General features: G+C 69.3%; 28 protein-coding genes. 7 read left to right on the forward strand and 21 right to left on the reverse strand.

The features are described 5' to 3' along the window. Positions 1-49: 49 nt before the first annotated feature. The 7 genes from AB0N89_RS21120 to ruvC all read right to left on the reverse strand — a co-directional run bounded on the left by AB0N89_RS21120 (position 50) and on the right by ruvC (position 6,624). Positions 50-568 carry an adenine phosphoribosyltransferase gene (locus AB0N89_RS21120; protein WP_364206873.1) on the reverse strand — a complete coding sequence of 173 codons (519 nt, stop codon included), beginning with the start codon at positions 566-568 and terminating at the stop codon, positions 50-52. Positions 569-674: 106 nt separating this feature from the next. Beyond that, positions 675-1,877, reverse strand: coding sequence for a protein translocase subunit SecF (secF, locus tag AB0N89_RS21125; RefSeq protein ID WP_364206875.1), 1,203 nt, complete (start codon positions 1,875-1,877; stop codon positions 675-677). Next, positions 1,874-3,580 (reverse strand): protein translocase subunit SecD, encoded by a 1,707-nt coding sequence (gene secD, locus AB0N89_RS21130; protein WP_364206877.1) that lies wholly within the window; start codon positions 3,578-3,580, stop codon positions 1,874-1,876. The genes secF and secD overlap by 4 nt, the downstream gene beginning before the upstream one ends. A gap of 234 nt (positions 3,581-3,814) precedes the next feature. Further along, positions 3,815-4,213 (reverse strand): preprotein translocase subunit YajC, encoded by a 399-nt coding sequence (yajC, locus tag AB0N89_RS21135; RefSeq protein ID WP_364206879.1) that lies wholly within the window; start codon positions 4,211-4,213, stop codon positions 3,815-3,817. 145 nt (positions 4,214-4,358) lie between these two features. Next, complete coding sequence (ruvB, locus tag AB0N89_RS21140) at positions 4,359-5,435, reverse strand: Holliday junction branch migration DNA helicase RuvB (protein ID WP_364206881.1); 1,077 nt, start codon at positions 5,433-5,435, stop codon at positions 4,359-4,361. 8 nt (positions 5,436-5,443) lie between these two features. Next, complete coding sequence (gene ruvA / locus AB0N89_RS21145) at positions 5,444-6,043, reverse strand: Holliday junction branch migration protein RuvA (protein WP_364206883.1); 600 nt, start codon at positions 6,041-6,043, stop codon at positions 5,444-5,446. Next, positions 6,040-6,624 (reverse strand): crossover junction endodeoxyribonuclease RuvC, encoded by a 585-nt coding sequence (gene ruvC, locus AB0N89_RS21150; protein WP_364206885.1) that lies wholly within the window; start codon positions 6,622-6,624, stop codon positions 6,040-6,042. The genes ruvA and ruvC overlap by 4 nt, the downstream gene beginning before the upstream one ends. Positions 6,625-6,700: 76 nt before the next feature. Here ruvC and AB0N89_RS21155 point away from each other — a divergent pair, with 76 nt between their 5' ends. Continuing rightward, a complete protein-coding gene (locus AB0N89_RS21155) occupies positions 6,701-7,147 on the forward strand; it encodes a cupin domain-containing protein (RefSeq protein WP_364206887.1) in 447 nt (148 codons plus the stop codon). Positions 7,148-7,436: 289 nt separating this feature from the next. Here AB0N89_RS21155 and AB0N89_RS21160 read toward each other — a convergent pair whose 3' ends face one another. The 5 genes from AB0N89_RS21160 to AB0N89_RS21180 all read right to left on the reverse strand — a co-directional run bounded on the left by AB0N89_RS21160 (position 7,437) and on the right by AB0N89_RS21180 (position 10,553). After that, a complete protein-coding gene (locus AB0N89_RS21160) occupies positions 7,437-7,967 on the reverse strand; it encodes a DUF4262 domain-containing protein (protein WP_364206889.1) in 531 nt (176 codons plus the stop codon). Positions 7,968-8,034: 67 nt separating this feature from the next. Next, positions 8,035-8,784: a YebC/PmpR family DNA-binding transcriptional regulator gene (locus tag AB0N89_RS21165; RefSeq protein WP_350584183.1), complete on the reverse strand. Its 750-nt coding sequence runs from the start codon at positions 8,782-8,784 to the stop codon at positions 8,035-8,037. A gap of 51 nt (positions 8,785-8,835) precedes the next feature. Then, positions 8,836-9,465 carry a pyridoxal 5'-phosphate synthase glutaminase subunit PdxT gene (pdxT, locus tag AB0N89_RS21170; protein ID WP_364206891.1) on the reverse strand — a complete coding sequence of 210 codons (630 nt, stop codon included), beginning with the start codon at positions 9,463-9,465 and terminating at the stop codon, positions 8,836-8,838. A 54-nt stretch (positions 9,466-9,519) separates the two neighbouring features. Continuing rightward, positions 9,520-9,840 carry an AzlD domain-containing protein gene (locus AB0N89_RS21175; RefSeq protein ID WP_125788093.1) on the reverse strand — a complete coding sequence of 107 codons (321 nt, stop codon included), beginning with the start codon at positions 9,838-9,840 and terminating at the stop codon, positions 9,520-9,522. Next, complete coding sequence (locus AB0N89_RS21180) at positions 9,840-10,553, reverse strand: AzlC family ABC transporter permease (protein WP_364206893.1); 714 nt, start codon at positions 10,551-10,553, stop codon at positions 9,840-9,842. Before AB0N89_RS21180 ends, AB0N89_RS21175 begins: the two co-directional genes overlap by 1 nt. 68 nt (positions 10,554-10,621) lie before the next feature. Between AB0N89_RS21180 and AB0N89_RS21185 the strand changes: the two genes are divergently transcribed. Continuing rightward, the gene (locus AB0N89_RS21185) at positions 10,622-11,188 is read left to right on the forward strand and encodes an XRE family transcriptional regulator (protein ID WP_364206895.1); all 567 of its coding nucleotides are present in this window, start codon (positions 10,622-10,624) and stop codon (positions 11,186-11,188) included. On the opposite strand, the gene AB0N89_RS21190 is transcribed toward AB0N89_RS21185, so the two are convergent. Continuing rightward, positions 11,189-12,580 carry an APC family permease gene (locus AB0N89_RS21190; RefSeq protein WP_364206897.1) on the reverse strand — a complete coding sequence of 464 codons (1,392 nt, stop codon included), beginning with the start codon at positions 12,578-12,580 and terminating at the stop codon, positions 11,189-11,191. A 142-nt stretch (positions 12,581-12,722) separates the two neighbouring features. Here AB0N89_RS21190 and AB0N89_RS21195 point away from each other — a divergent pair, with 142 nt between their 5' ends. From AB0N89_RS21195 to AB0N89_RS21205, 3 genes are all read left to right on the forward strand, one after another. Then, positions 12,723-13,334, forward strand: coding sequence for a TetR/AcrR family transcriptional regulator (locus AB0N89_RS21195; RefSeq protein ID WP_364206899.1), 612 nt, complete (start codon positions 12,723-12,725; stop codon positions 13,332-13,334). Then, positions 13,331-14,395 (forward strand): P1 family peptidase, encoded by a 1,065-nt coding sequence (locus AB0N89_RS21200; protein WP_364206901.1) that lies wholly within the window; start codon positions 13,331-13,333, stop codon positions 14,393-14,395. The genes AB0N89_RS21195 and AB0N89_RS21200 overlap by 4 nt, the downstream gene beginning before the upstream one ends. A 203-nt stretch (positions 14,396-14,598) precedes the next feature. Beyond that, positions 14,599-14,895 carry a DUF1232 domain-containing protein gene (locus AB0N89_RS21205; protein ID WP_364206903.1) on the forward strand — a complete coding sequence of 99 codons (297 nt, stop codon included), beginning with the start codon at positions 14,599-14,601 and terminating at the stop codon, positions 14,893-14,895. 128 nt (positions 14,896-15,023) lie between these two features. Here the strand turns inward: AB0N89_RS21205 and pdxS are convergent, their stop codons facing one another. Then, positions 15,024-15,938 carry a pyridoxal 5'-phosphate synthase lyase subunit PdxS gene (gene pdxS, locus AB0N89_RS21210; RefSeq protein WP_191252855.1) on the reverse strand — a complete coding sequence of 305 codons (915 nt, stop codon included), beginning with the start codon at positions 15,936-15,938 and terminating at the stop codon, positions 15,024-15,026. A 135-nt stretch (positions 15,939-16,073) separates the two neighbouring features. Beyond that, entirely contained in the window at positions 16,074-17,498 is a 1,425-nt protein-coding gene (locus AB0N89_RS21215; RefSeq protein WP_364206905.1) for an FAD-binding oxidoreductase, read from the reverse strand. A gap of 174 nt (positions 17,499-17,672) precedes the next feature. On the opposite strand from AB0N89_RS21215, the gene AB0N89_RS21220 reads away from it, so the two are divergent. Further along, on the forward strand, positions 17,673-19,781 hold the full coding sequence (locus tag AB0N89_RS21220) for an elongation factor G-like protein EF-G2 (RefSeq protein ID WP_364206907.1): 2,109 nt from the start codon (positions 17,673-17,675) through the stop codon (positions 19,779-19,781). On the opposite strand, the gene AB0N89_RS21225 is transcribed toward AB0N89_RS21220, so the two are convergent. From AB0N89_RS21225 to AB0N89_RS21250, 6 genes are all read right to left on the reverse strand, one after another. After that, positions 19,778-20,236, reverse strand: a complete 459-nt coding sequence (locus AB0N89_RS21225) for an XdhC family protein (protein ID WP_364206909.1) — start codon at positions 20,234-20,236, stop codon at positions 19,778-19,780. The genes AB0N89_RS21220 and AB0N89_RS21225 overlap by 4 nt on opposite strands. A 12-nt stretch (positions 20,237-20,248) precedes the next feature. Then, a complete protein-coding gene (locus AB0N89_RS21230; protein WP_364206911.1) occupies positions 20,249-20,731 on the reverse strand; it encodes an NUDIX hydrolase in 483 nt (160 codons plus the stop codon). Next, positions 20,728-21,873 (reverse strand): glycosyltransferase family 4 protein, encoded by a 1,146-nt coding sequence (locus AB0N89_RS21235; protein WP_364206913.1) that lies wholly within the window; start codon positions 21,871-21,873, stop codon positions 20,728-20,730. The genes AB0N89_RS21230 and AB0N89_RS21235 overlap by 4 nt, the downstream gene beginning before the upstream one ends. Positions 21,874-21,895: 22 nt before the next feature. Then, positions 21,896-22,813, reverse strand: coding sequence for a phosphatidylinositol mannoside acyltransferase (locus tag AB0N89_RS21240; protein WP_364206915.1), 918 nt, complete (start codon positions 22,811-22,813; stop codon positions 21,896-21,898). Continuing rightward, positions 22,810-23,451 carry a phosphatidylinositol phosphate synthase gene (gene pgsA, locus AB0N89_RS21245; RefSeq protein ID WP_191252861.1) on the reverse strand — a complete coding sequence of 214 codons (642 nt, stop codon included), beginning with the start codon at positions 23,449-23,451 and terminating at the stop codon, positions 22,810-22,812. Before pgsA ends, AB0N89_RS21240 begins: the two co-directional genes overlap by 4 nt. A 102-nt stretch (positions 23,452-23,553) precedes the next feature. Further along, positions 23,554-24,096: a MarR family transcriptional regulator gene (locus tag AB0N89_RS21250; RefSeq protein ID WP_364206917.1), complete on the reverse strand. Its 543-nt coding sequence runs from the start codon at positions 24,094-24,096 to the stop codon at positions 23,554-23,556. A gap of 116 nt (positions 24,097-24,212) precedes the next feature. Here AB0N89_RS21250 and AB0N89_RS21255 point away from each other — a divergent pair, with 116 nt between their 5' ends. Further along, entirely contained in the window at positions 24,213-24,755 is a 543-nt protein-coding gene (locus AB0N89_RS21255; protein ID WP_364206919.1) for a YceI family protein, read from the forward strand. The last annotated feature ends 86 nt before the right edge of the window (positions 24,756-24,841 follow it).

Here is a 24,841-nt window from a genome sequence, read left to right on the forward strand (position 1 = left end):
GGACATCAAGAGTAACCGCTCCCCCTCGCGGCTCACTTGGTACGCCCGTTCAACACACCCGAAGGGCCTCCACACGATGCCCCTCAAGCACGGAACGACCGTTGAGCGCCTCGAGTTCCATCACCACCGAAACACCGGTGACCTGCGCCTTCGCGCCTTCCAGGAGCTCGCAGGTGGCCGCGACCGTGCCGCCGGTGGCGAGCACGTCGTCGAGGACCGCGACACGCTGGCCCGGCCGGACGACCCCTTCCGGGAGTTCGACGGTGGCCGTGCCGTATTCCAGGGTGTACCCGACCCTGCCCGCGACCCGGGGCAGCTTGCCGGGCTTGCGGATCAACGCGACGCCGAGACCGAGGGAGTAGCCGACGGCCGCGGCCAGCAGGAACCCGCGTGCTTCGACGCCCGCCAGCAGGTCGGCGCCGGGATCGACGGTGGCGGCCAGGCCGTCGGTGACGGCCTTGAAGCCGGCCGCGTCGGCGAACAGCGGGCTCAGGTCCCGGAACAGCACGCCGGGTTCCGGGAAGTCGGGCACGTCGGCGATGAGGTCGAGTGCCTTGTCCAGCTCCATGTACTTCCTTGCTCTCGTTCGTACTTCCGGCCCCTGAACGCTAGGAACGGTCCGTTCCTTGCAAATTTCGCAAGGAACGGACCGTTCATAGCGCTTGAAGCCGGGGTTACCTCTTGCGCTTGCCCGACGGACGACCCTTGTGGGCCTTCTGGTTCCGGGCGGGGACGCTCGCCGCGGCGGCGTACGCCTTCTCCTTGCGGAGTTCGGCGGCCAGGGCGTCCTCGTCGGTCGGGTCGAAGTCGTCGTCACGCTCGGCGGCCTTGCGGGCCTGGTTCGCGCGCCGCGCGTGGACCCGATCCGCCTGCTGGCGGAACTTCGGGTCACGCATCTTGAGGTCCACCAGCAGCGGGGTGGCCAGCGCGACCGACGACAGCACGCCGACCACGGTGCCGGTGAGCTGCACCAGCGCGAGGTCCTGCAGCGTGCCCGAGCCGAGCAAGATGTAGCCGACGACGAGCAGGCCGAGGATCGGCAGCATCGCGATCAGCGCGGTGTTGAACGACCGCATCAGCGTCTGGTTCAGCGCCAGGTTGGCCGCCTCGCCGAACGTGCGGCGGGTGAGCCCGAGCAGGCCGCGCGTGTTCTCGCGGACCTTGTCGAACACCACCACCGTGTCGTACAGCGAGAACCCGAGGATCGTCAGCAGACCGACGACCGTCGCCGGTGTGACCTCGAAGCCGATCAGCGAGTACACACCCGCCGTCACCACGATGTCGTGCAGGAGCGAGATCAGCGCCGCCGCGGCCATCCTGGTGTCGAAATACAACGCCAGGAACAGCGTGACCGCCAGCAAGAACACGCCGAGCGCGATCAGGGCCTGCCGCGAGATCTCCCCGCCCCACGACGCGCTGACGGCGCTGTCACTGATCGCCTGGACACTCGGCTGGCCGGTGGACCCGATCGGGCCCAGTTTCTCGAACAGCGCCTCTTTCAGCTTGTTGACCTCGGACGTCTCCAGCGTCTCCGAACGAAGCTGGATCGTCGAGGAACCGCCGGTTCCGACCTTCTGTGCCTCGTCGGCGGGACGGCCCAGCGCCTCGGCGTAGACGTCCTTGGCCTGTTGCTCGGTGATCTGCCCGTTCTTGCCGTTGGCCGGCATCTGGATCTGGGTGCCGCCTTCGAAGTCGATCCCGAAGTTGAACCCCTTGATCCCCATCGAAGCGACGCAGACCAGCACCAGCGCGCCGAAGAAGAGGTACCAGCGCTTGCGCTTGCCGACCACGTCGAACGCGCCCGTGCCCACGTAGAGACGGCGGAAGATGCTCTCCCGCTTGCCCGTGGTGATGGTGTTGTCGTCGACCACGGTCACGCCTCCTTGACGTTCGGACGGCCGGTGGCGGGCTTGGCCGCCTTGCGCTCCGAGCCCAGCTGCTGCACGGCACCGAGGCCGAGGTTCTTGGGATTGGACAGGACCTTCGACTTCGACTTCGAGATGATCGCGACCAGCGGGTGCGTCACGAGGTAGACCACCACGAGGTCGAGGACGGTCGACATGCCGAGGGTGAACGCGAAGCCCTTGACCTCACCGACGGCCAGCCAGTACAGGATGGCCGCGGCGAGGAAGCTGACCGCGTCCGACGCCAGGATCGTGCGCTGGGCGCGGGACCAACCGCGCGGCACCGCGGAACGGAATGTCCTGCCTTCGCGGATTTCGTCCTTTAGTCGTTCGAAGTAGATGACGAACGAGTCCGCGGTGATACCGATCGCGATGATCAGGCCCGCCACGCCGGCGAGGTCGAGGGTGTACCCGATCCACCGCCCCAAGAGCACAAGGACCGCGTACACCAGCGAGAACGACAGAGCGAGCGACAGGATCGTCAGCACGCCGAGCAGCCGGTAATAGAACAGGCAGTAGATGAAGACGATCAGCAGGCCGATGCCGCCGGCGATCAGGCCCGCCTGCAGCGACGCGAGGCCCAGTGTCGCGGACACCGTCGTCGCGTCCGAGGACTCGAACGACAGCGGCAGCGAGCCATACTTCAGCACGTCCGCCAGATCCTTCGCCTCGGCCTGGCTGAACCGGCCGGTGATCTGGGTCTGACCGCCCAGGATCGCGGACTGGATGGTCGGCGCCGAGACGACCTGCGTGTCGAGGACGAACGCGGCTTGCTTCTGGACGTTCTTCGAGGTGAAGTCGCCCCAGATGCGGGAGCCGTCGCCCTTGAAGTTCAGGTTGACGACCCACTGGGAGTTCTGGGTGTCGTAGCCCGAGGAGGCGTCGGAGATCTCCGTTCCGGGCAGGAACTCCGGCTCCAGCAGGTACTTCATGGTGTTCTTGTCACCGCAGGCGACCAGCGGCTTGTCGGTGAGGTCGTTGCCGACCAGCGGGTCCGTCACCTTGGGGTCGCAGTTGAGAGCCGCGAAGGCCTTCTCGGCGGCCGCGGCCTGCTTCGCCTGGTCCGTCGAAAGCAGATCGGGGTTCTGCCGGAGCTTCCGGGCCTCCTCGATCTCCTTCTTGGTCTGCTCGTCGGAGTCGCCACCGGGCTGCTGCTGCGGCGCGCCCGCGGCGCTGCCGCCGCCGTTGGCCGGGCTGCTCGGCGGAGCGCTCGCACCCGGGGCACCCGAGGACGCGGGCGGCGCCGACGAAGGCGCGCCCGAGGTCGGCGGGGTCGACGGCTGCGGGACCGGGGTCACCGGCTGCGACGTCACGACCTTCCGGAAGCCCAGCTTCGCGGTCTTGCCCAGGGTCTTGGCCTGGTCGCCCTGCTCGCCGGGAACGGTGATGACGACGTTGCTGCCGTCCAGGACGACCTCGGTGCCACCGACGCCGATACCGTTGACCCGGCGCTCGATGATCGAGCGGGCCTGTTCGAGGGACTCTCGCGGAGGATCGCCGCCGTCGGGATTACGGGCGGACAGGGTGACCCTCGTGCCGCCTTGCAGATCGATGCCGAGCTTCGGCGTCGGCTTGCCGCTACCGGTGAAGAACACCAGGGCGTACAGCGCCACCACGATCAGGGCGAAGAAGGCGAGATAGCGTCCCGGGCGGAGATGCCCGGCCGGTGCGGCCACTGTGCTTCGGTCTCCTCGGACGGACTGGGTGTTTTCCCCAATGGACTTGGCTGTTCACTCACCGGACGGGAGTCCGGCGGTACCGCGAACGTGCCTCGATGACGATGCCCGCTGAACGGGCACGACTATGACGACGGACACGCACGCAGCACCGAGACACTACTCGGTGCTGCGTGAGCCCGGCGTTGGCCCCACACCTACGAAAGTCTGGTGTCGGGGATGGCCTTACAGGCGCTACTTCTTGCCGTGCTCCAGCGGAGGAGCGATCTGCGCGCCGGTCTTCTCTTCGACGCGCTCTTCGTCCTTCGCCTCGATGGCTGGCTCCTCGACGACGACCTCGTCGTCGACGATGTCCTCGTCGGTCTCGACGACCGGCTCGACCTTCTCGCGGACGGCCTGGCGCAGCCAGGTGGTGACGACGCCGGGAGCGATCTCCAGGTCGATCGTGGTGTCGGCGGAAGCGTCGGCGACGGAGGCGTAGAGACCGGAGGTGGTCATCACCCGGTCGCCGGGAGCGAGGCTCGAGAGCAGCTCCTGCTGCGCTGCCGCCGCCTTCTTCTGCTTACGGGTGCCCATGACGAGCGGAATCGCCACAACGAGCATCAGGAGCAGCGGCAGCAATAACTGGTTCATGATTCTCCATTTCGAGCGGACGCCGCGCGGTGCGCTGTTTTGTCCGGTTTGGCGGGGTGTGCTCTACCCGAGTGTGCCAGGTGCCAGCGGAAACTCCACCACCACCCGTCGCCACCACGGGCCCCGGACCTCGCGAACGGTCCGGTCAGTCCTGGTCGAACAGGTTCGGGCCACCCTGCTCGCCCCGGGTGGCACCGGCCGGAGCCGGCAGGCCGAGGTGTTCCCACGCGGCCGCGGTTGCGACCCGGCCGCGAGGAGTGCGCGCGAGCATACCGGCGCGAACCAGGTAGGGCTCGCACACCTCTTCCACCGTAGTCGGTTCCTCCCCCACCGCGACGGCCAGCGTGGACACGCCGACCGGACCGCCGCCGAAGGACCGGACCAGGGCCGTCAGCACCGCGCGGTCGAGCCTGTCCAGACCGAGTTCGTCGACGTCGTAGACCTCCAGCGCGGCGCGCGCGATCTTGCGCGTGACCTTGCCGTCGGCCCGAACTTCGGCGTAGTCGCGCACCCGGCGCAGGAGCCTGTTCGCGATCCGGGGTGTGCCGCGGGAGCGGCGGGCGATCTCCGCGCAGCCGTCCCGGTCGATGTCGACGTCGAGGATCGTGGCGGCGCGGCGCGCGACGAGCTCCAGCTCGCTGTCGCTGTAGAACTCCATCTGCCCGGTGAAACCGAACCTGTCGCGCAGCGGGCCGGTCAGCGAACCGGACCGTGTCGTGGCTCCGACCAGTGTGAACGGCGCGATCTCCAGCGGGATGCTGGTGGCGCCGGGCCCCTTGCCGACGACGACGTCGACGCGGAAGTCCTCCATCGCGAGGTACAGCATCTCCTCGGCGGGACGGGCGATGCGGTGGATCTCGTCGATGAACAGGACGTCGCCCGGCGCGAGATTGGACAGCATCGCGGCCAGGTCGCCCGCGCGTTCCAGCGCCGGTCCGGAGGTGATCCGGATGGCGGCGTTGAGCTCGGCGGCGACGATCATCGCCATACTCGTCTTGCCCAGTCCCGGCGGACCGGAGAGCAGGACGTGGTCCGGCGGGACGCCCCGGCGCCGGGCGCTTTCCAGGACGAGTTCGAGCTGTTCACGCACCCGCGGCTGGCCGACGAACTCGTCGAGTTTGCGCGGGCGCAGCGTGGTCTCGACCTCGCGTTCGCCCGTTTGCGGCAGCGCCGAAAGCGTCTCGTCGTCCGCCTCGAATTCCGTCACGGCCTCATAGTCCATGTGGCGGACTACCGCTTACGCCCGAGGGTGGCCAACGCGGCGCGCAGCACGGAGGACGTCGTGTGGCCGTCGCCCTCGCTGAGCACCTTGTCGACGGACTGTTCGGCCTGCTTGGCCGGGAAGCCGAGACCCGCGAGCGCCTCGACGACCTCGCTCCGCAGCGCGCCGGGCGCGACGACCGCCGGGGAACCGTCGGTCGGGCCCGCGAGCGCGGTGACCTTGTCGCGGAGTTCCAGCGTGAGCCGCTCGGCGCCTTTGCGACCGATGCCGGGCACCTGGGTGAGCACGGTGATGTTGCCTTCGACCAGCGCGGACCGCAGCTTGTCGGGGTCCAGGACCGCCAACGTCGCCAGCGCGAGCCTCGGACCGATCCCGGACACGGTCTGCAGCAGGCCGAACAGCTCCCGGGCGTCGGCGTCGGCGAAACCGAACAGCGTCAAGGAATCCTCGCGGACCACGAGCGCGGTGTGCAGCATCGCCTGCTCGCCGCGGCGAAGCGTCGCGAGGGTGGCGGGGGTGGCCTGCACGGCGAAGCCCACTCCCCCGACCTCGATCACGACGTGGTCGAGACCGATGGAAAGGATTTCACCGCGTACCGAGGAGATCATCGAGCCGCTCCCTGAGTCTTTGCTTGTTTGGCCGCGGCGGCGAGCCTGGCCTTGTGGTTCTTGGCGATCTCGGCCGCCCTGGCTTCGGCCTCGGCGAGCCGGACGCGCATCGGTTCGCGCCACAGGTGGCAGATGGCGAGCGCGAGCGCGTCCGCGGCGTCCGCCGGATGCGGTTTGACCTCGAGGCCGAGCAGTCGCATGACCATACCGGTGACCTGCGCCTTGTCCGCGCGGCCGGAGCCCGTGACGGCGGCCTTGACCTCGCTCGGCGTGTGGAACACGACCGGCAGCCCGCGTTTGGCGGCGGCGAGCGCGACGACGCCGCCCGCCTGCGCGGTCCCCATCGCGGTGCGCACGTTGTGCTGCGCGAAGACCCGCTCCACGGCGACGGCTTCGGGCTTGTAGCGATCCATCCACCGCTCGGCGGCGTCGGAGATCCCCAGCAGGCGCACGGCAAGATCGGCGTCCGGCGAGGTCCGCACGACGTCGACGGCCACGGCGCGGACGGTGCGGCCCGTGCCGCCGTCGACCACTCCGAGCCCGCACCTGGTCAGACCGGGGTCGACCCCGAGTACCCGCACGCTTTTCCTCCGCTCCCGGCGAACATCAGTTCGAGATCCGAGGCTACCCGGAGCGGCCTCCCGGCAAGATGAGGACATGCCGAGCCCTGACGACTTCACCGCCCATCTGGGTCTTCAGCCGCTGCCCGTGGAGGGCGGCCGCTGGGCGCAGAGCTGGCGCGACGAGACCGCTTCCGCGATCTACTACCTGCTGGTCCCGCCGGAAACCTCGGCGCCGCACCGGCTGGACCGGCTGGAGATCTACGTCCATCACGCCGGCGCTCCGGTGCGGATGCTGCTGCTTCACCCGGACGGCCGAATCTCACGGCCAGTGCTGGGGCCGGACGTCACGGCCGGACAGCGTCCGCAGGTGGTCGTGCCTGCCGGGGTCTGGCAGGCGTCGGTGAGTACCGGTGACTGGAGCTTGGCCGGGACCGTGGTGGTCCCGCCCTATACGGACGACTGTGTGGAGTTCCGCTCGGCGGCGGCTTTGGCGGCGGCGTGGCCGGAGGCGGCGGAGGACTTGGCGCCCTGGCTCGAGTGACCCCGGGCGAGGGCTCCTTGCGCCGAAGTCCGTGAAGGCCTCCTTCACTACCTTCAGGGTAGGTAAGGAGGCCTTCACGGAGTGGGGCGATGGTCAACCTCGGGTAGACACGCCTTCACGTACTTGGACAGGCGCGAAGGGCCCTTCACACGCAACCGTTGTGACTGATGGTGACGTTCCCGAGTCCGTGAAGGACTCCTTGAGGGACTCTGGGTCTCTCAAGGAGTCCTTCACGGATCCACGACTCGCACTCCCGAGGCGACCCCGCGCGCTCAGCAGCAACAGAACCTCAGGGACCGTCGACGCCCGGCGTCCAGCTCTCCGGGTCACCGGATTCGGTCAGCACCGGCTGGTACCGCATGAAGCCCTCCGGCGCGTCCGGATGCCACGGGAAGTGCCCGTCCGGTGTGGCGACGATCAGCTGCAGCGCCGGGAAGTCCCCGTCCGGGTAGATCAGGAACGCGCTCCCGAAGTACTCGGGATAGTGCCCCTTCGCGACCCGTTCGAAGACCACCGTCGCGCCGTCGAAGAAATCGTCGTAGCGCTTGCCGACCTCGAAGATCTCGCCCGCGGCCGCACGGTCGACATAGGCGTCGAGCAGGACCGGCCCCATGTGCCCGGGCAGTCCGATCACGACCGCTTCCGCGACGTTGTGCAGCGCCCAGGCGCACGCGGTGAAGCAGAAGGGCGCGTCGTTCTCGTCGCCGTCGACCGCGATGACCGCGTTCCCTCTCGCCTGCGCCTGCGACTCGATCCACTGGATCAGTTCGGTTTCTTCGGCGGTGAGGGCATCGGCTTCGGAGGTCGTCACGCGCGACATTCTGCCCCACGTGAGCGCCCGCACCTAGTCCCGGCACCGATTTTCCGCGGCATGGCGGGAAAATCGATCAGCCGACCTCGGCCATGACCTCGTCGGACACATCGAAGTTCGCGTAAACGTTCTGAACGTCGTCGCAATCTTCGAGGGCGTCGATGAGCTTGAAGACCTTCTTCGCGCCTTCGACGTCCAGCGGGACGCTGACCGACGGCAGGAACGTGAGATCCGCGGACTCGTACTCGAAACCGGCTTCCTGCAAGGCTTTCCGGACCGGGACGAGGTCGGTGGCCTCGGAGACGATCTCGAAGTTCTCGTCGAGGTCGTTGACCTCTTCGGCGCCCGCGTCGAGCACGGCCATGAGGACGTCGTCCTCGCCGGCGTCGGCCTTGGGCATGATCACGACGCCCTTGCGGTTGAACATGTAGGCGACCGAACCCGGGTCGGCGAGGGAGCCGTTGTTCCGGGTGAGCGCGGTCCGGACCTCCATGGCGGCGCGGTTCTTGTTGTCGGTGAGGCATTCGATCAGCACGGCCACACCGTTCGGGCCGTAGCCTTCGTAGGTGATGGTCTGCCAGTCGGCGCCACCGGCCTCTTCACCGGCGCCGCGCTTGCGGGCGCGCTCGATGTTGTCCTGCGGGACCGAGTTCTTCTTGGCCTTCTGGATGGCGTCGTAGAGCGTCGGGTTGCCGTCCGGGTCGCCACCGCCGGTCCGGGCCGCCACCTCGATGTTCTTGATCAACCGGGCGAAGAGCTTTCCGCGCTTCGCGTCCAGGTTGGCCTTCTTGTGCTTCGTGGTGGCCCACTTGGAGTGGCCGCTCATCTCTCCTCCATCTACTCCTGTGCCCGCCGCTGAGCACAGTGTCGGTTTTGCTTAAGCCTGTCGCACGAGGTCGACGAACAGCCTGTGCACGCGCTCGTCCCCGGTGAGTTCGGGGTGGAACGACGTGGCGAGTACCGCCCCCTGCCGGACCGCGACGATCCTAGCGGCCGCCTCGTCCGAGCCCGGCATTTCGGGGACACTGGCGAGTACCTCCACGCCGTCGCCCGCCTTTTCGACCCACGGGGCGCGGATGAACACGGCGTGCACCGGACCGCCTTCGATGCCGTCGAAGTCGAGATCCGCCTCGAACGAGTCCACCTGCCGCCCGAACGCGTTGCGCCGGACGACGACGTCGAGCCCGCCGAGTTGCTGCTGGTCAGGCCGTCCGTCGAGGGCCTGGCGGGCGAGCAGGATCATCCCGGCGCAGGAGCCGAACGCGGGCAGGCCGCCCGCGATGCGTTCCCGCAGAGGTTCGAGCAGCTCGAAGGTCTCGAGCAGCCTCGACATGGTGGTCGACTCGCCGCCCGGCAGCACCAGACCGTCCACTTCGGACAGTTCGCTCGCGCGGCGGACCGGCAGCGCACGGGCACCGGCGCGCTCCACCATCGCGGCGTGCTCCCGCACGTCGCCCTGCAGTGCGAGCACGCCGACCACCGGCCGTGCCCCCGTCGCGATCGCCACCCGACCTCCCGAAAGACCTTCCCCTCAGCTTAGGCGCCCCGGGGAACGGCCAGGTCAGGGGACCCCGGCGAGCCGCAGCAGGGCGGCGGTCGCGGCGGCCGCCACGACGACGAGCGCGAACGGCGCCTTGCGCCACGCGAGCACCCCGCCGACCAGGACGCCCGCGGGCCGGGCGTATCCGGCGAACTCGTGTCCCTCGGTGAGCGCGGCGACCGCGACCAGCGCGGCCAGCAGGACGACGGCCGAGCGCGCCATCAGCTTCTCGACCTTGGGCGACACGGTGAACCGGGCCTTGAGCACCGGGCCGGCGAACCGGAAGGCGAAGGTCCCGGCGGCGAGCACGCCGCCGGCGATGATCAGGTCCAGCGGGTCCATCAGCGCACTCCCTCGGGTTCACGTTCGACGGGTTCCTTCGCGGCGACCCCGGCCAGCACGCCGACCAGGGCGAGCAGCACCGGGAGTCCGGCGGGCAGGAACGGCGTCGTGGCCAGCGCGACGGCTACCCCGAGGACCACCGGCAGCCGGGTGGCGCGGTCGCGCAGGGACGGCAGGACCAGTGCGAGCAGGACCGCCGGGAACGCCGCGTCGAGCCCGAAGGCGTCGGTGTCGCTGATCGCGGTCCCGGCGTACGCCCCGGCGACGACGCCGGCGTTCCAGCACACGAACAGGCCGATCCCGCACACCCAGTACGCCGCCCGGCGCCGCTCTTCGTCGCGCTGGGCCAGCGCGAACGCGACCGATTCGTCGATCATCAGGTGGCTGCCGACGACCCTCGACGACCACCTCTTCCCCAGGACGTCGCCGATCGCGAAGCCGAACGGCAGATGCCGCGCGTTGGCCAGCAGGCCTGCCGCGACGGCCGCGATCGGGCTGCCGCCCGCGGCGATGATGCCGACGAACATGAACTGCGAGGCACCGGCGAAGACGAGCACCGAGAGCAGCATCGGCGCCCAGATCGGGAAGCCGGAGCCCACCGCGATCGCGCCGTAGGAGATGCCGACAATGGTGTCGGCGAGGCAGACCAGCCCGATGTCACGGAGAAGATCGCGCCCCAGGACACGAGTGGTTGTTCGCCATATCGAACGCATGGTTTCATACAATGAACGATCGCAGCCGTGTTCGTCAAGGCGAACGCAACGACCGATGGAGCGAACGCATGTCCCCGACCGCGTCCGACGGCGCACCCCTGGACGTCATCGCCACGTCCCTGCGCCGGGAACGCGCCCGCGCCGGGCTGTCCCTCACCGAGGTCGCGAAACGCGCCGGCATCGCGAAATCCACGCTCTCCCAGCTGGAATCCGCGTCCGGGAACCCGAGCGTCGAGACGATCTGGGCGCTGTGCGTCGCGCTCGACGTCCCGTTCTCGCGAGTGGTCGAGCCCGAACGCCCCCGCGTGCAGGTGATCCGCTCGGGCAGCGGGCCGACGGTGTTCGCCGAACACGCCGACTACGCGTGCACGCTGCTCAGCTCGTGCCCGCCCGGTGCCCGGCGCGACGTGTACCTGATCCGCGCCGAGCCCGGGAAGCCGAGGCTTTCGGATCCGCATATGAGCGGCATCGTCGAGCACATGATCCTCAGCGCCGGGCGGGCCAAGGTCGGACCGCAGGACGACCTGGTCGAACTCCTGCCCGGCGACTACATCTGCTACCCAGGCGACGTGCCGCACATCTTCGAGGCCCTCGAACCGGGCACGTACGGCGTGGAGATCGCGGAGTACACCTGATCAGGCGCGCTCGTCGGCCTTCTCATCGGCGCCCTTCTCCTCGGTGACGTCGGCGAGCTTCCAGCCGCCCTTCCGCCGCAGCACCACCAGGTAGTACGCGATCGACAGCAGGACGACGCAGGCCGTGACGATCAGGCTCGGCCGCCCGACCGCCGGGTCGAGCAGGTTCTGGTAGACCACGAACACCAGCACGGCCAGCGCCAGCACCGGCGCGACCGGGAACCACGGCATCCGGTACGCGGCGTGCGCGGTGGCGCCGGTGCGGCGGCCGATGATCGCGCCGAGGCACAGGGCCGCGTAGACCGCCACGATCGACGTGCTCGTCACCACCAGCAGCAGTTTCGGATCGACGAAACAGAGCAGCGCGGCCACCAGGCCGGTGCCGACGGTGGCCACCCATGGCGTCCCGAACTTCGGGTGCACGGCGGACAGCGCGCGGTTCACCGGTGACGGCCACGCGCTGTCCCGGCCGCTGCTGAACAGCATCCGCGAGCTGATCAGCACGATCGCCAGCACCGCGTTGATGATCGCGAGCGCGACGGCCAGTCCGATCACGGTGTCGAGCGTGCCGCCGCCCCGTGAGCCGATGAAGTAGGACAGCATGTTCTCCGAGGAGAACAGCGCGTTCAGATCCGGCGCGCCGACCAGGACCGCGGTCACCGGGATGAGTTCGGCGAGCACCGTGATACCGAGCGCGAACAGGATCGCGCGGGCGATCCCGCGGGAGGCGTCCTGCGTCTCCTCGCCGAAGTACACCGCCGAGCCGTAGCCGTTGTAGGCGAAGATCGCGACCGACGTGGCGATCGCGATGGCGCCGACCGTGGCCGGACCGCCGTCCGAGGCGACCGGATGCGCGAGCAGTTCGGTGAACGGGCGCGCCGGGTTCAGCAGCCCGAGCGCGCTGACCACGATCAACGCGAGGATCTCGATCGCCAGGAAGATCCCGGTGACCCAGGCGTTCAGCTTGATGTCGAAGACCCCGACCACGGCCGCGACCACGCAGGTCACGGCGGCGATCACCGCACCGGGCACCCCGGGCAGGAGCACGCCGAGATAGGTGCCGACGCCGAGCGCGATCACCGCCACGATGAGCACCTGCGTGATGATCATCAGGCCGAGTACGGCGAATCCGGGCAAGCGGCCGAGCGTGCGGGTGACGATCGCGTACTCGCCGCCCGCCAGCGGGAACGCCGAGGCGAGTTCGGCGTAGACGAAGGCCATGAACACACCGACGACCGCGGCGGCCACGAAGCTGTAGAAGGCGCCGGTCCCGGCTCCGGAGATCACCCCCGGCGCGATGATGAAGACCGACGAGGCGGGACTGATCGCGGACAGCGTGATGAGCAACGTGCCGAGGGTGCGCAGACCGCGGCGCAGGGCGGGAGTGGACACGGCCGACCTCCTACAAGGTGGGTTCCTTGAATCTCCTTCGAAGAACTGGTGAGCACGCATCAAAGGCCCTTCACGCGATGGCGTCAAGACCCAGCGGCGATCAGCTCTTGCGTTTTTCGAACAAGATTCGAAGAATATGGGCATGGCGAGACCGAGCAAGGCACCGGAACGACGAGCCGAACTGATCGAGGTGGCCAGACGGGCCGTCCTCGAACGCGGCGTGCTGAACCTGCGGCTGCGGGACATCGCCGAGGGCGCGGGCCTGTCGTCGAGTTCGGTCTTGTACTACTTCCCCACCCTCGCCGACCTGCTCCAGGAGGTGCAGCGCGAGGCGGTGGCGCGGTTCTGCTCGGCGAGAGAGCTGGCCGCCGCCACGAAGTCGAGCCCCGCCGAGCGGCTGCTCGCGATGATCCGCAGCGGCCTGCCCACCGGTCCCGGGGACGAACTCTGCGTGCTGCTCTACGAACTCGGCACGATCGCCCGCCGCGATCCCGTGTACGCCGCCCGGCACATCACGCTCTACGAGCAGCAGGTCCGGATCTACACCGGCATCCTCGAAGCGGGCGCGGCCATCGGCGAATTCACGCTGACCGCGGACGCGGTGTCGATCGCGCGGAACCTCGTCGCACTGGAAGACGGTTACGGCCTGCACCTCACCCAGGCCGTGCCGACGCTGGAGACCGCGACCGCCGAAGCCCTGCTCCTCTCCTACGCCCGCACAGCCACCTCGAACCCCTTGGAGGACCGTTCATGACCCGCGCCCGCGACCTGGGTATCCCGCTCCCCGGCCGGACCGGCGAGCACAACGCGCTCACCGATGTCCCCGGCGTCGAGATCGGTTTCACGACGCTCGTCGAGGGCGATTCGGTCCGCACCGGTGTCACCGCCGTCCTGCCGCGCGGACGCGAGGACTTCGCCGTGCCGTGCGCCGCCGGGACGTACGCCCTCAACGGCAACGGCGAGATGACCGGCACCGCGTGGCTGGCCGAGACCGGGTCGCTGACCCTGCCGGTGCTGATCACCTCCACGCACGCCGTCGGCGCGTGCCACCGCGGCGTGATCGACTGGGTGGTACGCGAACGGCCCGACGTCGCGGCCGAATGGCTGCTTCCGGTGGTCGCCGAAACCTGGGACGGCTACCTGAACGACAGCACCGCGCCGACCATCCACAGTGGACACGCGATCGCCGCGATCGACGCCGCGCGACCTGGTCCGGTCAGCGAAGGCTCCATCGGCGGCGGCACCGGGATGACTTGTTACGGCTTCAACGGCGGCACCGGCACGTCGTCGCGCCGAGTGTCCTATGGGGACGACGAGTACACCGTGGGTGTCCTGGTACAGGCCAACTTCGGCTCGCGCCGCGAGCTCACCGTGGCAGGTGAGCACGTCGGCCTGGAACTCGGCGCCGACAACCCGATGGAGGAGGCGTGGTCGGCGCCGTCGGGCGCGGGATCGGTGATCGTGCTCGTAGGCACCGACGCTCCCCTGCTGCCCGGCCAGTGCACGTCGCTCGCGCGCCGGGTCCCGCTCGGCCTCGCCCGCACCGGCACCACGGGCTCGCACTTCTCCGGCGATCTCTTCCTCGCGTTCAGCACGGCGAATCCGGGCGCGCTCACCAGCCGGTTCCCGCGGACGGAGGAGGCCGAGTACGAGAACCTCCGGTTCGTCCCCTGGGGCAGGCTCGACCCGTTCTTCGAGGCCGTCGTGCAGGCCACCGAAGAAGCGGTGCTCAACGCGCTGTTCGCGAACGAGGAGATGACCGGCCACCGGGGTCACCGGGTCCCCGCACTGCCGGAGGCTCACTGGCGCGGCTGACAGGAGGAACACTTCCTTCCTGCACCGATTTCTCCCCCAGTATTCGAAACCCCTGAGACGAGAGCCTCAGGAGCAACCGAAGGGGACGTCGACCGAGTTCAGGCAGAACGCGTCGTGTCCGCGGACCGGCACACGGTCGAGCCGGTGGACTACCGTGTCGTTGGCGCCGTGCTCCGGTTGTCGTCGTGGCGAGAGGGGATCGCGTGGAGTCTCTGTGGGCCACGCTCGGTGTCGTGGCCGTTGTGGTGATCATCGTCTTCGTCCTGGTCGCGCTGTTCCTGGCGGTCAAACTGGTCCGGAAACACCGTCAGGTCCATCAGCCGGACACTCCGGTTCCTGCCAAGGTCGCCTATTGGCTTTCCCTGGCTTACACGGTGTTTCCGTTCGACCTGCTGCCCGACCCGGTCTACTTCGACGACATCGTGGTCCTGACCGGTGGACTGATCTACGTCAGCAAGTCGCTCACCAGGAAGACTCGCGAAGCCGGCCAGCCGGACTAGCGGAGATCGGCCGAGTTCCCGCGGTCCTGGCGGAACAGCCGCCGCCCTAGCGATTTCCCTGGAAGTGCTCGAAACGCGAGCGGCCCCGTGGACCGACGTCCACGAGGCCGCTCGATGACCGCGGTGCTTTACCAGCCGCGCTCGGAAAGGCGGTGCGGCTCGGGCACGTCGTCGACGTTGATCCCGACCATCGCTTCCCCGAGGCCACGCGAAACCTTCGCGATGACGTCCGGGTCGTCGTGGAACGTGGTGGCCTTGACGATCGCCTCGGCACGCTGGGCCGGGTTACCGGACTTGAAGATGCCGGAGCCGACGAACACGCCTTCGGCACCGAGCTGCATCATCATCGCGGCGTCGGCCGGGGTCGCGATGCCGCCCGCGGTGAACAGCACGACGGGGAGCTTGCCCTTCTCCGCGACCTCCTTGACGAGCTCGTACGGGGCCTGAAGTTCCTTCGCCGCAACATAAAGCTCGTCTTCGGGGAGCGACGACAGGCGACGCAGCTCCGCGCGGATCTTGCGCATGTGCGTGGTCGCGTTCGAGACGTCGCCGGTGCCGGCCTCGCCCTTGGAACGGATCATCGCCGCGCCCTCGTTGATCCGGCGCAGCGCCTCGCCGAGGTTGGTCGCACCACAGACGAAGGGCACGGTGAAGGCCCACTTGTCGATGTGGTTCTCGTAGTCAGCCGGGGTCAGCACCTCGGACTCGTCGATGTAGTCGACGCCGAGTGACTGCAGCAGCTGCGCCTCGACGAAGTGACCGATGCGGGCCTTCGCCATGACGGGGATCGAGACGGCCTCGATGATGCCGTCGATCAGGTCCGGGTCGCTCATCCGGGCGACGCCGCCCTGCGCGCGGATGTCCGCGGGGACCCGTTCGAGCGCCATCACCGCGACGGCGCCGGCGTCTTCGGCGATCTTCGCCTGCTCGGCGGTGACCACGTCCATGATCACACCGCCCTTGAGCATCTCCGCCATCCCGCGCTTGACCCGGGCGGTGCCGGTGAGCGAGGTGGTGGCCGTGTTCGTGGAGTCGTCAGACACTGCTGGACCTTTCGGAAAGCGCGCGAAGTGGGATGACGCCTCCGAGGGTAGGCCGCTTTTGGACCTCTGAAGCAGGCCAGTTCGCGGCGATTTCAGCAGTCCACTGAGTGATCTGGCCCGCATTGACCCCAGGGGTCAGCGAGCGAGGCCCTGCTCGAACGCGAACAGGCCGTCCGGGTCGTACCTGCGCGCCACCCGCCGCAGCCGCGGCAGGCTTTCGCCGTAGTACGCCTTCGCCCAGTCCGGCATCTCCGGGTCGATGTAATTGACGTACCCGGCCTGCCCGTACTCCCGGCCGAGCTCGTCCCGCACCTGCCCGATCACCTGCCGCGCCTTCGCCTCTCCGCCGTCCAGACCACGGATGATCTGGATGCTGCCCATCGCGGACCGGTGCGGGAAGCACGACTCACTCGACGGCACCCGCGCGATCGCACCGCCGTACCCGTCCACGATCGAATACAGATTCGGATCACTCGTCAGCAACGCCGCGAGCGCGTCGGGATCGGGCACCGGATGGGTCAGCATCCTCGACGTGGCCACGTACTCCCCGCGCTGATCGACCGCGGCGGAGAACAGGACCTCTTCGGAGAAGGCGCGCATGGTGGCGAGGTGGCCTTGTTCGGTCACCTCTCGCGTGAGCGGCGCGGCGCCCACGCGGCGGACGAGGTCGTCGAGCAGCGGATTCAGTTGCGCCGCACGGCCCACGAAACAGCCACCGCAGTTCACCGCGCCCGCCCCGAGGCCCATCCCGGACCACAGTTCGTCCGGCATCGCGGGCTGCCATTCCTGCCACGCCGCGACGAGATCGGCGAGCACGGCGGGCGGGAAGGTCAGCGTGAAGTTCGTCAGCGTGCGCGCGGCCGCCGTCCTGAAGGTGAACGACGTGACGATGCCGAAGTTGCCGCCACCGCCGCCGCGCAACGCCCACAGCAGATCCGGCGCGGTCTCCGCCGACACCAGACGCAGCTTCCCGTCGGCGCCGACGAAGCGCACGGACTCCAGGTTGTCGCAGGTCAGACCGTACTTGCGACCCAAAACCCCGATACCGCCGCCGAGGGTCAGGCCCGCGATGCCGACCTGCGGGCAACTGCCGGCCGGGAGTGCGCGACCCGCCGCCGCCAGCGCCTCGTACACCTGGCCGAGCCGCGCTCCCGCCCCGATCGAGGCCCGGCCGCCCGGCAGGATCTCGATCGCGTTCAAGCGGGACAGGTCGACCACGAGCCCTCTGTCCACAATGGAATAACCGACGTAACCGTGCCCACCGGAGCGAGCCGCGATCGGCACGTGGTGCCGTGCCGCGAAATCCACACAGCGCCGGACGTCGTCCTCGTTCGCACACACCGCCACACCGGCGGGCAGCCGATGGTCGTACATCGAGAAGAACCCGAGCCGCGCTTCGTCGTAGCCGGGTTCACCGGGCCGGAACAGCGTGCCCGTCAACCTCGCGCGCAGCCGTTCCCATTCGTCCCCGCCGCCGTGACCGGGGATCGCCGCGGTCGCCGACGCGAGTACCGGGACCGCTCCTGCCAGCCGTAACACCGTTCGCCTGTCGAGCTCCATCGCTCATCCCCCACCCTCGGATAGGTTCGGATCCGCCTCCGGGTGTCCGCCATCGAGCATAACGGCGCGTCGACATTCGGGGGTTCCCTCGCCGGTCGCCTTGCCGCGACGGCGGTCGCGGGTGTGTGATCGAGGACACACCTGTACGCGGCATCGTGTGGTGAGGAGACCGGCATGGCCGACAAACAGAGCAAGAACGGAGACTCCGGGGCCGCCGTCGCTGTGGACGACCCGGCGAAAGTGCGCAACGTCGTCCTGGTCGGCCCGTCCGGATCGGGGAAGACGACACTCGCCGAGGCCTTGCTCGCCGCGTCCGGCACGGTGACGCGGGCGGGCTCGGTCGTGGAGGGCACCACGGTCTGCGACCACGACCCGGCCGCGGTCCGGCAGCAGCGGTCGGTCGGCCTTTCGGTGGCACCGGTGCTGCACCAGGACCACAAGATCAACCTCATCGACACCCCCGGGTACGCCGATTTCGTCGGCGAACTGCGGGCCGGGCTGCGCGCCGCCGACGCGGCGCTGTTCGTGGTCTGCGCGGCGGAGGGCGTCGACGCGGCCACGATCGCGGTCTGGGAGGAATGCGCGGCCGTCGGGATGCCGAGGGCGGTGATCGTCTCCCGGCTCGATCATCACCGCGCCGACCCGGCAAGCGAGATCGTGGCCTGCCAGGCCGCCTTCGGGGCCGGCGTCCTGCCGCTGTACCTGCCCGCGCGCGACGGGCTCGTCGGGCTCATCACGCGTCGCTACTTCGACTATTCCGGAGGTTTCCCGCCCGAGGTCGGCGAGCCGGCAGAAGACGATCTCGCGCGGATGACCGAGGCCCGCAACGAACTGATCGAGGGCGTCATCGCCGAGAGCGAGGACGAGTCCTTGATGGACCGCTACCTTTCCGGCGAGGAGATCCCCGAGGAGACGCTGATCGCCGATCTGGAGACCGCCGTCGCGCGCGGCTCCTTCCATCCGGTGATCCCGGTGTGCGCGACGACCGGCGTCGGGCTCGCCGAAGTGCTCGACGGGATCGTGCGTGCCTTCCCGTCACCGCTGGAGCACGTACCGCCGGAAGTCACCTCGCCCACCGGTGAACCGCACGCGGGACTCCGCGCCGATCCCGACGGCCCGCTGGCGGCCGAAGTGGTCCGGACCGCGGTCGACTCCTACGTCGGCCGGGTGTCGCTGGTGCGGGTGTTCTCCGGGACGCTTCGCCCGGAACGGCCCGTCCACGTCTCGGGCCACGGCCTGGCCGAACGCGGGCACGAGGATCACGACGCCGACGAACGGGTCGCGCATCTGTACTCGCCGCTCGGCGCGAATCTGCGCGAAGTCCCGTACTGCGTCGCGGGCGACCTCTGCGCGCTCACCAAGGTCGGCTCGGCGGAAACGGGCGACACCGTCTCCTCCCCCGACGACCCGCTGATCATGAAACCGTGGACGATGCCGGAACCGCTGCTGCCGGTCGCCGTCATCGCGAAGACTCGCAGCGACGAGGACACGCTCGCGCGCAATCTCTCCCGGCTCGTCGCGGGTGATCCGACACTGCGGCTCGACCGCAACGCCGAGACCAACCAGCTCGTGCTGTGGTGCATGGGCGAGGCGCACGCCGACGTCGTGCTGTCGCGGTTGCGCGCGGGTGGTGCCGATGTGGACACCGAGCCCGTCCGCATCAGCCTGCGCTCGACGTTCGCCGGACCGGGCCGCGGGCACGGGCGGCACGTCAAACAGTCCGGTGGGCACGGGCAGTTCGCCGTCTGCGACATCGAAGTCAAGCCGCTGCCGCGGGGTTCGGGTTTCGAGTTCGTGGACAAGGTCGTCGGCGGATCGGTGCCCCATCAGTTCATCCCGAGTGTCGAAAAGGGAGTCCGGGCCCAGGCCCAGCGAGGGATCGTCGACGGCCATCCGCTGATCGACATCCGGGTGACCCTCGTCGACGGCAAGGCGCACAGTGTCGACTCGTCGGACGCCGCGTTCCAGACGGCGGGCGCGCTGGCGCTCAAGGAGGCCGCCGCGACAGGCAAGATCTCGCTGCTCGAACCGCTCGAAGAGGTGGCCGTGCGGCTCCCCGACGAACATCTGGGCACCGTGCTGGGCGATCTCTCGTCCCGGCGCGGCCGGGTGCTCGGCACCGAGGCGGACGAAGGCGGCCGCACGATCATCCGCGCCGAAGTGCCCGCGGTGGAGCTCCTGCGCTACGCGATCGACCTGCGTTCGCTGACCTCGGGCACGGCGACGTTCACCCGCAGGCACGCCCGGTTCGAGCCGATGCCGGAGGGAGCGGTGGCGCACTAGAACTCGAAGCCGCCCGGCCGTCCGTTCCGGTCGGCGAGCAGACCGGCCAGGGTGGCGACGGCGATCTCCGGCGGCGTGCGGGAGCCGATGTTGAGCCCGACCGGGCGATGCACGCGGGCGATCTCGTCGCCCGGAACCCCCAGCGCTTCGAGCGCGGCCACATGCGGACCGGCGTGGCGCGGGTTCCCCAGCACCCCGACCCACCGGGTCGGGCGGCCGAGTACGGCCTTGAGTACTTCGCCGAGCTCGGGCCGGTTGTGATCGGTGACGACCACGTCGGCGTCCGGTCCGAGTTCCGGCACCGTCGTGAGGGACTCGAAGTCGCCGTCGACGTCCGTCACCCGTGCGCCGTCCGGATCGAACAACATCGGCGTGTAGCCGAGATCCTTGCCGTAGCGCAGAAGGAACGACGCAACCGGTGTCGCGAACACCGCCACCAGAAAACGATCGCTCACGGTTTCGTCCTCCTAAAGGTCGGGCTCGGCGATTTCGAAGTATTCGGGGAGCGGAGCGGTGCCCGCGAGGCCGAAGTACCGGACCTTCCGGCGCCGCCTCAGGTGCAGTGTGTCCCGGACGGCGTCGTTGTGCACACGCCGCGCGATGACGACACGGTGCTCGGCGTCGGTCAGCTCCTCGGCCAGCGCCGACGGCAAGGTCGCGCGATCGACACGGGCCAGCCGCAGCGTCAGTTCGCTTTCTTCGGCTTCGCGATCCGGCCTCTTCGCCTGTTCGGCACGCTCGGCCAGCCCGCGCAGGTCCTCGTCGCCCAGGATCACGGCGGCTGCCCTGGCCACGACGGCGCGCCGCGCGAGAGCCGCGTCGAGCGCCGCCCAGCCCGCGTCCGTGCGGACGTGCAGCCGGTCCAGCCGGTTCGCCGTCGCGAGCAGGAACAGCCCGCCCAGCACCACGATCGCGGCCACCAGACCGCCGATCCACACCCACGTCGTCATCGGCTGAGCTCGCGTTCACCGGCGCCGACCCGCCGGGGGTCGGCGGCGATCGCCGTCTCGTACACCCGAAGGACCTGCGTGGTGACCACGGACCAGTCGAACATCGCGACCCGCTCACCCGCGGCCGCCGCCAGCGACGCCCGATGTGCCGGGTCGCTGAGCAGGTCACGCAATCCGTCGGCCAGTGCCACCGCGTCGCCGGTTTCGGTCAGAAGCCCGGCCTTGCCGTCGTCGAGGACGCGTCGGAACGAATCCAGTCCGCTCGCCAGCACCGGGGTGCCCGCCGCCATCGCCTCGGTCAAGATCATCCCGAAGCTCTCGCCGCCCGTGTTCGGCGCGCAGTAGACGTCGACGCTGCGCAGCGCCCGCGCCTTCGTCTCGTCGTCGACCTGGCCGAGCAGGTCGATGTGCGGTGCCAGCTCCGGCCCGGCCTCGCGCCGGAGCTGATCCGCGTCGCCGCGGCCGACGACCAGCAGCCGCAGCTCCTTGAACTCCGGCAGCAGCATCCGCAGCGCCTCCAGCAGGACGCCCATCCCCTTGCGGGGCTCGGTGTACCGCCCGACGAACCCGACCGTGCCGCCCGCCCGCGGATAACCGTCCAGCGGGAGCGCGCGGGAGAAGAAATCGACGTCGACGCCGTTGGGCACCTCGACCGCGTCACCACCGGCGTGCTCGACCTGGACCCGGCGGGCCAGCGCCGACACCGCGATCCGCGCGGTGATCTTCTCCAGCAGCGGCCGCAGCACCGGCTGGAACGCCGCGAGGGTGCGCGAACGGGTCGTCGCGGTGTGGAAGGTCGCCACGATCGGGCCGTCGGCGACTTTCAGCGCCAGCAGGGAGAGACTCGGCGCGGCGGGCTCGTGCAGGTGCAGGACGTCGAAATCGCCGTCGCGGATCCACCGCCGGACCCGGGCATAGGACACCGGGCCGAACTGCAGTCGCGCGACCGACCCGTTGTACGGAATCCCGAGCGCCTTCCCGGCGGGGACGACGAAATCCGGGACGTCGGAATCTTCGTCGGCGGGCGCGAGGACGGAGACTTCGTGCCCGCGCGCGAGAAGCGCCTTCGCGAGATCGATGACGTGGCCCTGCACGCCGCCCGGCACGTCGAACGAGTAGGGGCAGACGATCCCGATCTTCATGACCCGCGCCTGAGCCATCGGCTCAACTCGCTTCGCCGAGGTCGGCCTGTTCGCCGGCTTCGAAGTCGGAGAGCCAGAACTTCTGCATCATGTGCCAGTCGGCCGGATGCGCGGCGATGTCCCCGGCGAAGATGTCCGCCAGCGCCTGGGTGGCCGCCGGGACCTCGGACCGGTTCGTGACCCGGATCCGCGGATGCAGCCGGATCTGCCAGCCGTCCTCGGTGAACCAGCAGCCCGCCGGGATCAGCGCCGCGCCGGTGGTCGCGGCCAGCCGGGCCGGCCCTCCCGGCATCCGGGTCTGCTCGCCGAAGAACTTGACCGGCACCCCGGAGTTCGTCAGGTCCCTGTCCCCCACCAGGCAGATCGCCTTGTTCTCCCGCAGCCGTTTGAGCAGCACGCGCATCGCGGAACTGTCGCCGGTCAGCGGCACGATCTCGAAGCCGAGCGATTCCCGATAGGACACGAACCGCTGATACAGCGATTCGGGTTTCAGCCGCTCCGCGACCGTGGTGAATCCGCCGAGGTAGTCCGCGAGCCAGACGCCCGCGGCGTCCCAGTTCCCGCTGTGCGGCAGCGCCATCACCGCGCCGTTGCCCTCGGCGAGGGCGGCGTCGAGGTTCTCCACCCCGGTGATCGACTGGGCGACCTTGCGGCTGACCTCCTTGTGGTCCATCGAGGGCAGCCGGAACATCTCGTGCCAATAGCGCGCGTAGGACCGCATCGCGCGGCGGGTCAGTTCGTCGAGTTCGACGCCGTCGGCCTGCGGGACGACCCGGGCGAGATTGCGCCGCAGCTGACGCACGCCGCCGCCGTCCCGCTTCACGGCGAGGTCGGCGCCGAGCCCGAAGGTCACCGCGCCCGCCGACTCCGGCAGCCAGCGTGCGAGCCGCCAGCCCGCCGCGTAGCCGAAGTCGCCGAGCCGCTGGGAGAACCCGCTCATGCCCCGCCCTCCGCAACGGGTGGCCCGGCCGCCTTGGCGGCCCTCGCCGCCTTGGCCACCGCGGCGGTCCGCTGCAGCAGGGTGATCACTGAAAGCACCGCGAGCAGCCAGAGCGAGATGTCCACGGTGTACGGAACGCCCAGCCCGTGCAGCCCGGTTCCCACGAGGGCGATGATCAGCCGTTCCGCGCGTTCGACGAGCCCGCCGTCCGCCTCCAGCCCGGAAGCCTCGGCGCGGGCCTTGACGTACGAGATGACCTGGGCGAGCACCAGGCAGATCAGCGCGGCGGCCGCGGCAGGCCGGTTGTCGTCGTGGACGAAGCACCACCACGCGATCGCGGCGAACAACGCGCCGTCGACCAGCCTGTCGCAGGTCGCGTCCAAGACGGCCCCGAACGCCGTGCCGTACCCGCGGGCGCGGGCCATCGCGCCGTCGAGCAGGTCCAGCATCGCGAAGCCCCAGACGGTGAAGGTGCCCCACAGCAGCATGTCGTTGGGAAAGAACCCGAGCGCGCAGAGAACCGCCCCGGCGGTGCCGATGACGGTCATCGCGTTCGGGGTCAGACCGGCGCGCACGAGCACCTTCCCCATCGGGTCGGTGACGCGGGAAACGGAGGCGCGCGCGAAAATGTTGAGCATCGGTTCTTCAGGTGCACCTAAGCAGCAGGGTCGGGTGGCCGTCCGAAGCCTATCCACCCGCACCGACACCTGTCGTCGTGCCCGCCCCGGACGGGCTCCCGGTCAGTCCGCTTTGGCCAGTTCGGCCGTCTCCTCGATGTCCGCGAGGGACTCTTCCCGCAACGCCATCTCCGCCTCGGCGGCGGCGCATTTCGGCGACAACCGCGCCAGCACGGCCGCGCTGATCTCCCCGAGCGCCTTCACCTGTTCGGGGGTCAGTGGGTCGAAGAGGCTTTCCCGGACGGCCTCGACGTGGCCGGGCGCGGCCTCCTCAAGGGCGGCGAAACCTTCGGGGGTGAGCACCGCCCAGGAGCCGCGTTTGTCCGTCGGACAGGACTCACGACGGACCCAGCCGTTCGCTTCGAGCCGCGCGACCGCGTGCGAGAGCCTGCTGCGCGACGCCTTGCGCGCGTCGGCCAGCTCGCTCATCCGCAACCGGCGTTCCGGCGCCTCGGACAGGGCGACGAGCACTTCGTAGTAGGTGTGGGGCATGCCCGCCTCGTGCTGAAGCTGGCCCTCCAGATGCGCTTGCAGCATCCGCGTGGCCGCGGAGAAGTCGCGCCAGACTTTTTGCTCCTCGTCGGAGAGCCATCGGGGTTCGGACATGAGACCCATACTACCCCTGGTTGAACGCTCAACCAAACTGCGCTACAGTCATTGTTGAGCGCTCAACCAGACGAGGGTTCACCACAGACTCACACAGACTTTGGAGATCGACTCTCATGACCACCACCGAGATCCCGGGCTACGTCGCAGGCAAGTGGACGATCGACACCGCGCACTCCGACATCGCCTACACCGTGAAGCACCTCGGCCTGGCGAAGTCCCGGGGCAACTTCACCGCCTTCACCGGTGAGGTCGTCACCGCCGACAACATCCTCGACTCCTCGGTCACCGTCGAGATCGACGCCTCGTCGGTCGCCAGCGGTGTCGACGGGCGTGACACGCACCTCAAGTCCGAGGACTTCTTCCACGTCGACGAGCACCCGGTCATCACCTTCCGCTCGACCGGCATCCGCGAGGACGGCGGCGACTACGTCATCGACGGTGAGCTCACCTGGCGCGGCAAGACCGTCACGGTCTCGCTCGAGGCCGAGTTCAACGGCATCGGCGCCAACCCGGCGAACGACAACGCCACCACCCTCGGCGTCTCGGCCAGCACCACCGTGAACCGCCGCGACTTCGGCATCGGCCCGGAGGGCAACGCCTTCCTGTCCGAGAAGGTCAAGATCGACATCGAGCTGCAGGCCGCGCTCAACGCCTGAGGCCGCTTTTGCTTCCTGGCGCCGGCGGATCCACTTCCGTCACGCACAGGTCCGTGAAGGCCTCCTTGAGGGAACCTGAGTCACTC

Source organism: Amycolatopsis sp. NPDC089917, assembly GCF_040684635.1.
Taxonomy (GTDB): domain Bacteria; phylum Actinomycetota; class Actinomycetes; order Mycobacteriales; family Pseudonocardiaceae; genus Amycolatopsis.

What these genes read in the sequence shown, in the direction of transcription:
- AB0N89_RS21120 (WP_364206873.1), bottom strand. Translation starts at nt 568, where the DNA reads ATGGAGCTGGACAAGGCACTCGACCTCATCGCCGACGTGCCCGACTTC.
- yajC (WP_364206879.1), bottom strand. Translation starts at nt 4,213, where the DNA reads ATGAACCAGTTATTGCTGCCGCTGCTCCTGATGCTCGTTGTGGCGATT.
- ruvB (WP_364206881.1), bottom strand. Translation starts at nt 5,435, where the DNA reads ATGGACTATGAGGCCGTGACGGAATTCGAGGCGGACGACGAGACGCTT.
- ruvA (WP_364206883.1), bottom strand. Translation starts at nt 6,043, where the DNA reads ATGATCTCCTCGGTACGCGGTGAAATCCTTTCCATCGGTCTCGACCAC.
- AB0N89_RS21155 (WP_364206887.1), top strand. Translation starts at nt 6,701, where the DNA reads ATGCCGAGCCCTGACGACTTCACCGCCCATCTGGGTCTTCAGCCGCTG.
- AB0N89_RS21160 (WP_364206889.1), bottom strand. Translation starts at nt 7,967, where the DNA reads ATGTCGCGCGTGACGACCTCCGAAGCCGATGCCCTCACCGCCGAAGAA.
- AB0N89_RS21165 (WP_350584183.1), bottom strand. Translation starts at nt 8,784, where the DNA reads ATGAGCGGCCACTCCAAGTGGGCCACCACGAAGCACAAGAAGGCCAAC.
- AB0N89_RS21175 (WP_125788093.1), bottom strand. Translation starts at nt 9,840, where the DNA reads ATGGACCCGCTGGACCTGATCATCGCCGGCGGCGTGCTCGCCGCCGGG.
- AB0N89_RS21180 (WP_364206893.1), bottom strand. Translation starts at nt 10,553, where the DNA reads ATGCGTTCGATATGGCGAACAACCACTCGTGTCCTGGGGCGCGATCTT.
- AB0N89_RS21185 (WP_364206895.1), top strand. Translation starts at nt 10,622, where the DNA reads ATGTCCCCGACCGCGTCCGACGGCGCACCCCTGGACGTCATCGCCACG.
- AB0N89_RS21195 (WP_364206899.1), top strand. Translation starts at nt 12,723, where the DNA reads ATGGCGAGACCGAGCAAGGCACCGGAACGACGAGCCGAACTGATCGAG.
- AB0N89_RS21200 (WP_364206901.1), top strand. Translation starts at nt 13,331, where the DNA reads ATGACCCGCGCCCGCGACCTGGGTATCCCGCTCCCCGGCCGGACCGGC.
- AB0N89_RS21215 (WP_364206905.1), bottom strand. Translation starts at nt 17,498, where the DNA reads ATGGAGCTCGACAGGCGAACGGTGTTACGGCTGGCAGGAGCGGTCCCG.
- AB0N89_RS21220 (WP_364206907.1), top strand. Translation starts at nt 17,673, where the DNA reads ATGGCCGACAAACAGAGCAAGAACGGAGACTCCGGGGCCGCCGTCGCT.
- AB0N89_RS21230 (WP_364206911.1), bottom strand. Translation starts at nt 20,731, where the DNA reads ATGACGACGTGGGTGTGGATCGGCGGTCTGGTGGCCGCGATCGTGGTG.
- AB0N89_RS21235 (WP_364206913.1), bottom strand. Translation starts at nt 21,873, where the DNA reads ATGAAGATCGGGATCGTCTGCCCCTACTCGTTCGACGTGCCGGGCGGC.
- AB0N89_RS21240 (WP_364206915.1), bottom strand. Translation starts at nt 22,813, where the DNA reads ATGAGCGGGTTCTCCCAGCGGCTCGGCGACTTCGGCTACGCGGCGGGC.
- pgsA (WP_191252861.1), bottom strand. Translation starts at nt 23,451, where the DNA reads ATGCTCAACATTTTCGCGCGCGCCTCCGTTTCCCGCGTCACCGACCCG.
- AB0N89_RS21250 (WP_364206917.1), bottom strand. Translation starts at nt 24,096, where the DNA reads ATGTCCGAACCCCGATGGCTCTCCGACGAGGAGCAAAAAGTCTGGCGC.
- AB0N89_RS21255 (WP_364206919.1), top strand. Translation starts at nt 24,213, where the DNA reads ATGACCACCACCGAGATCCCGGGCTACGTCGCAGGCAAGTGGACGATC.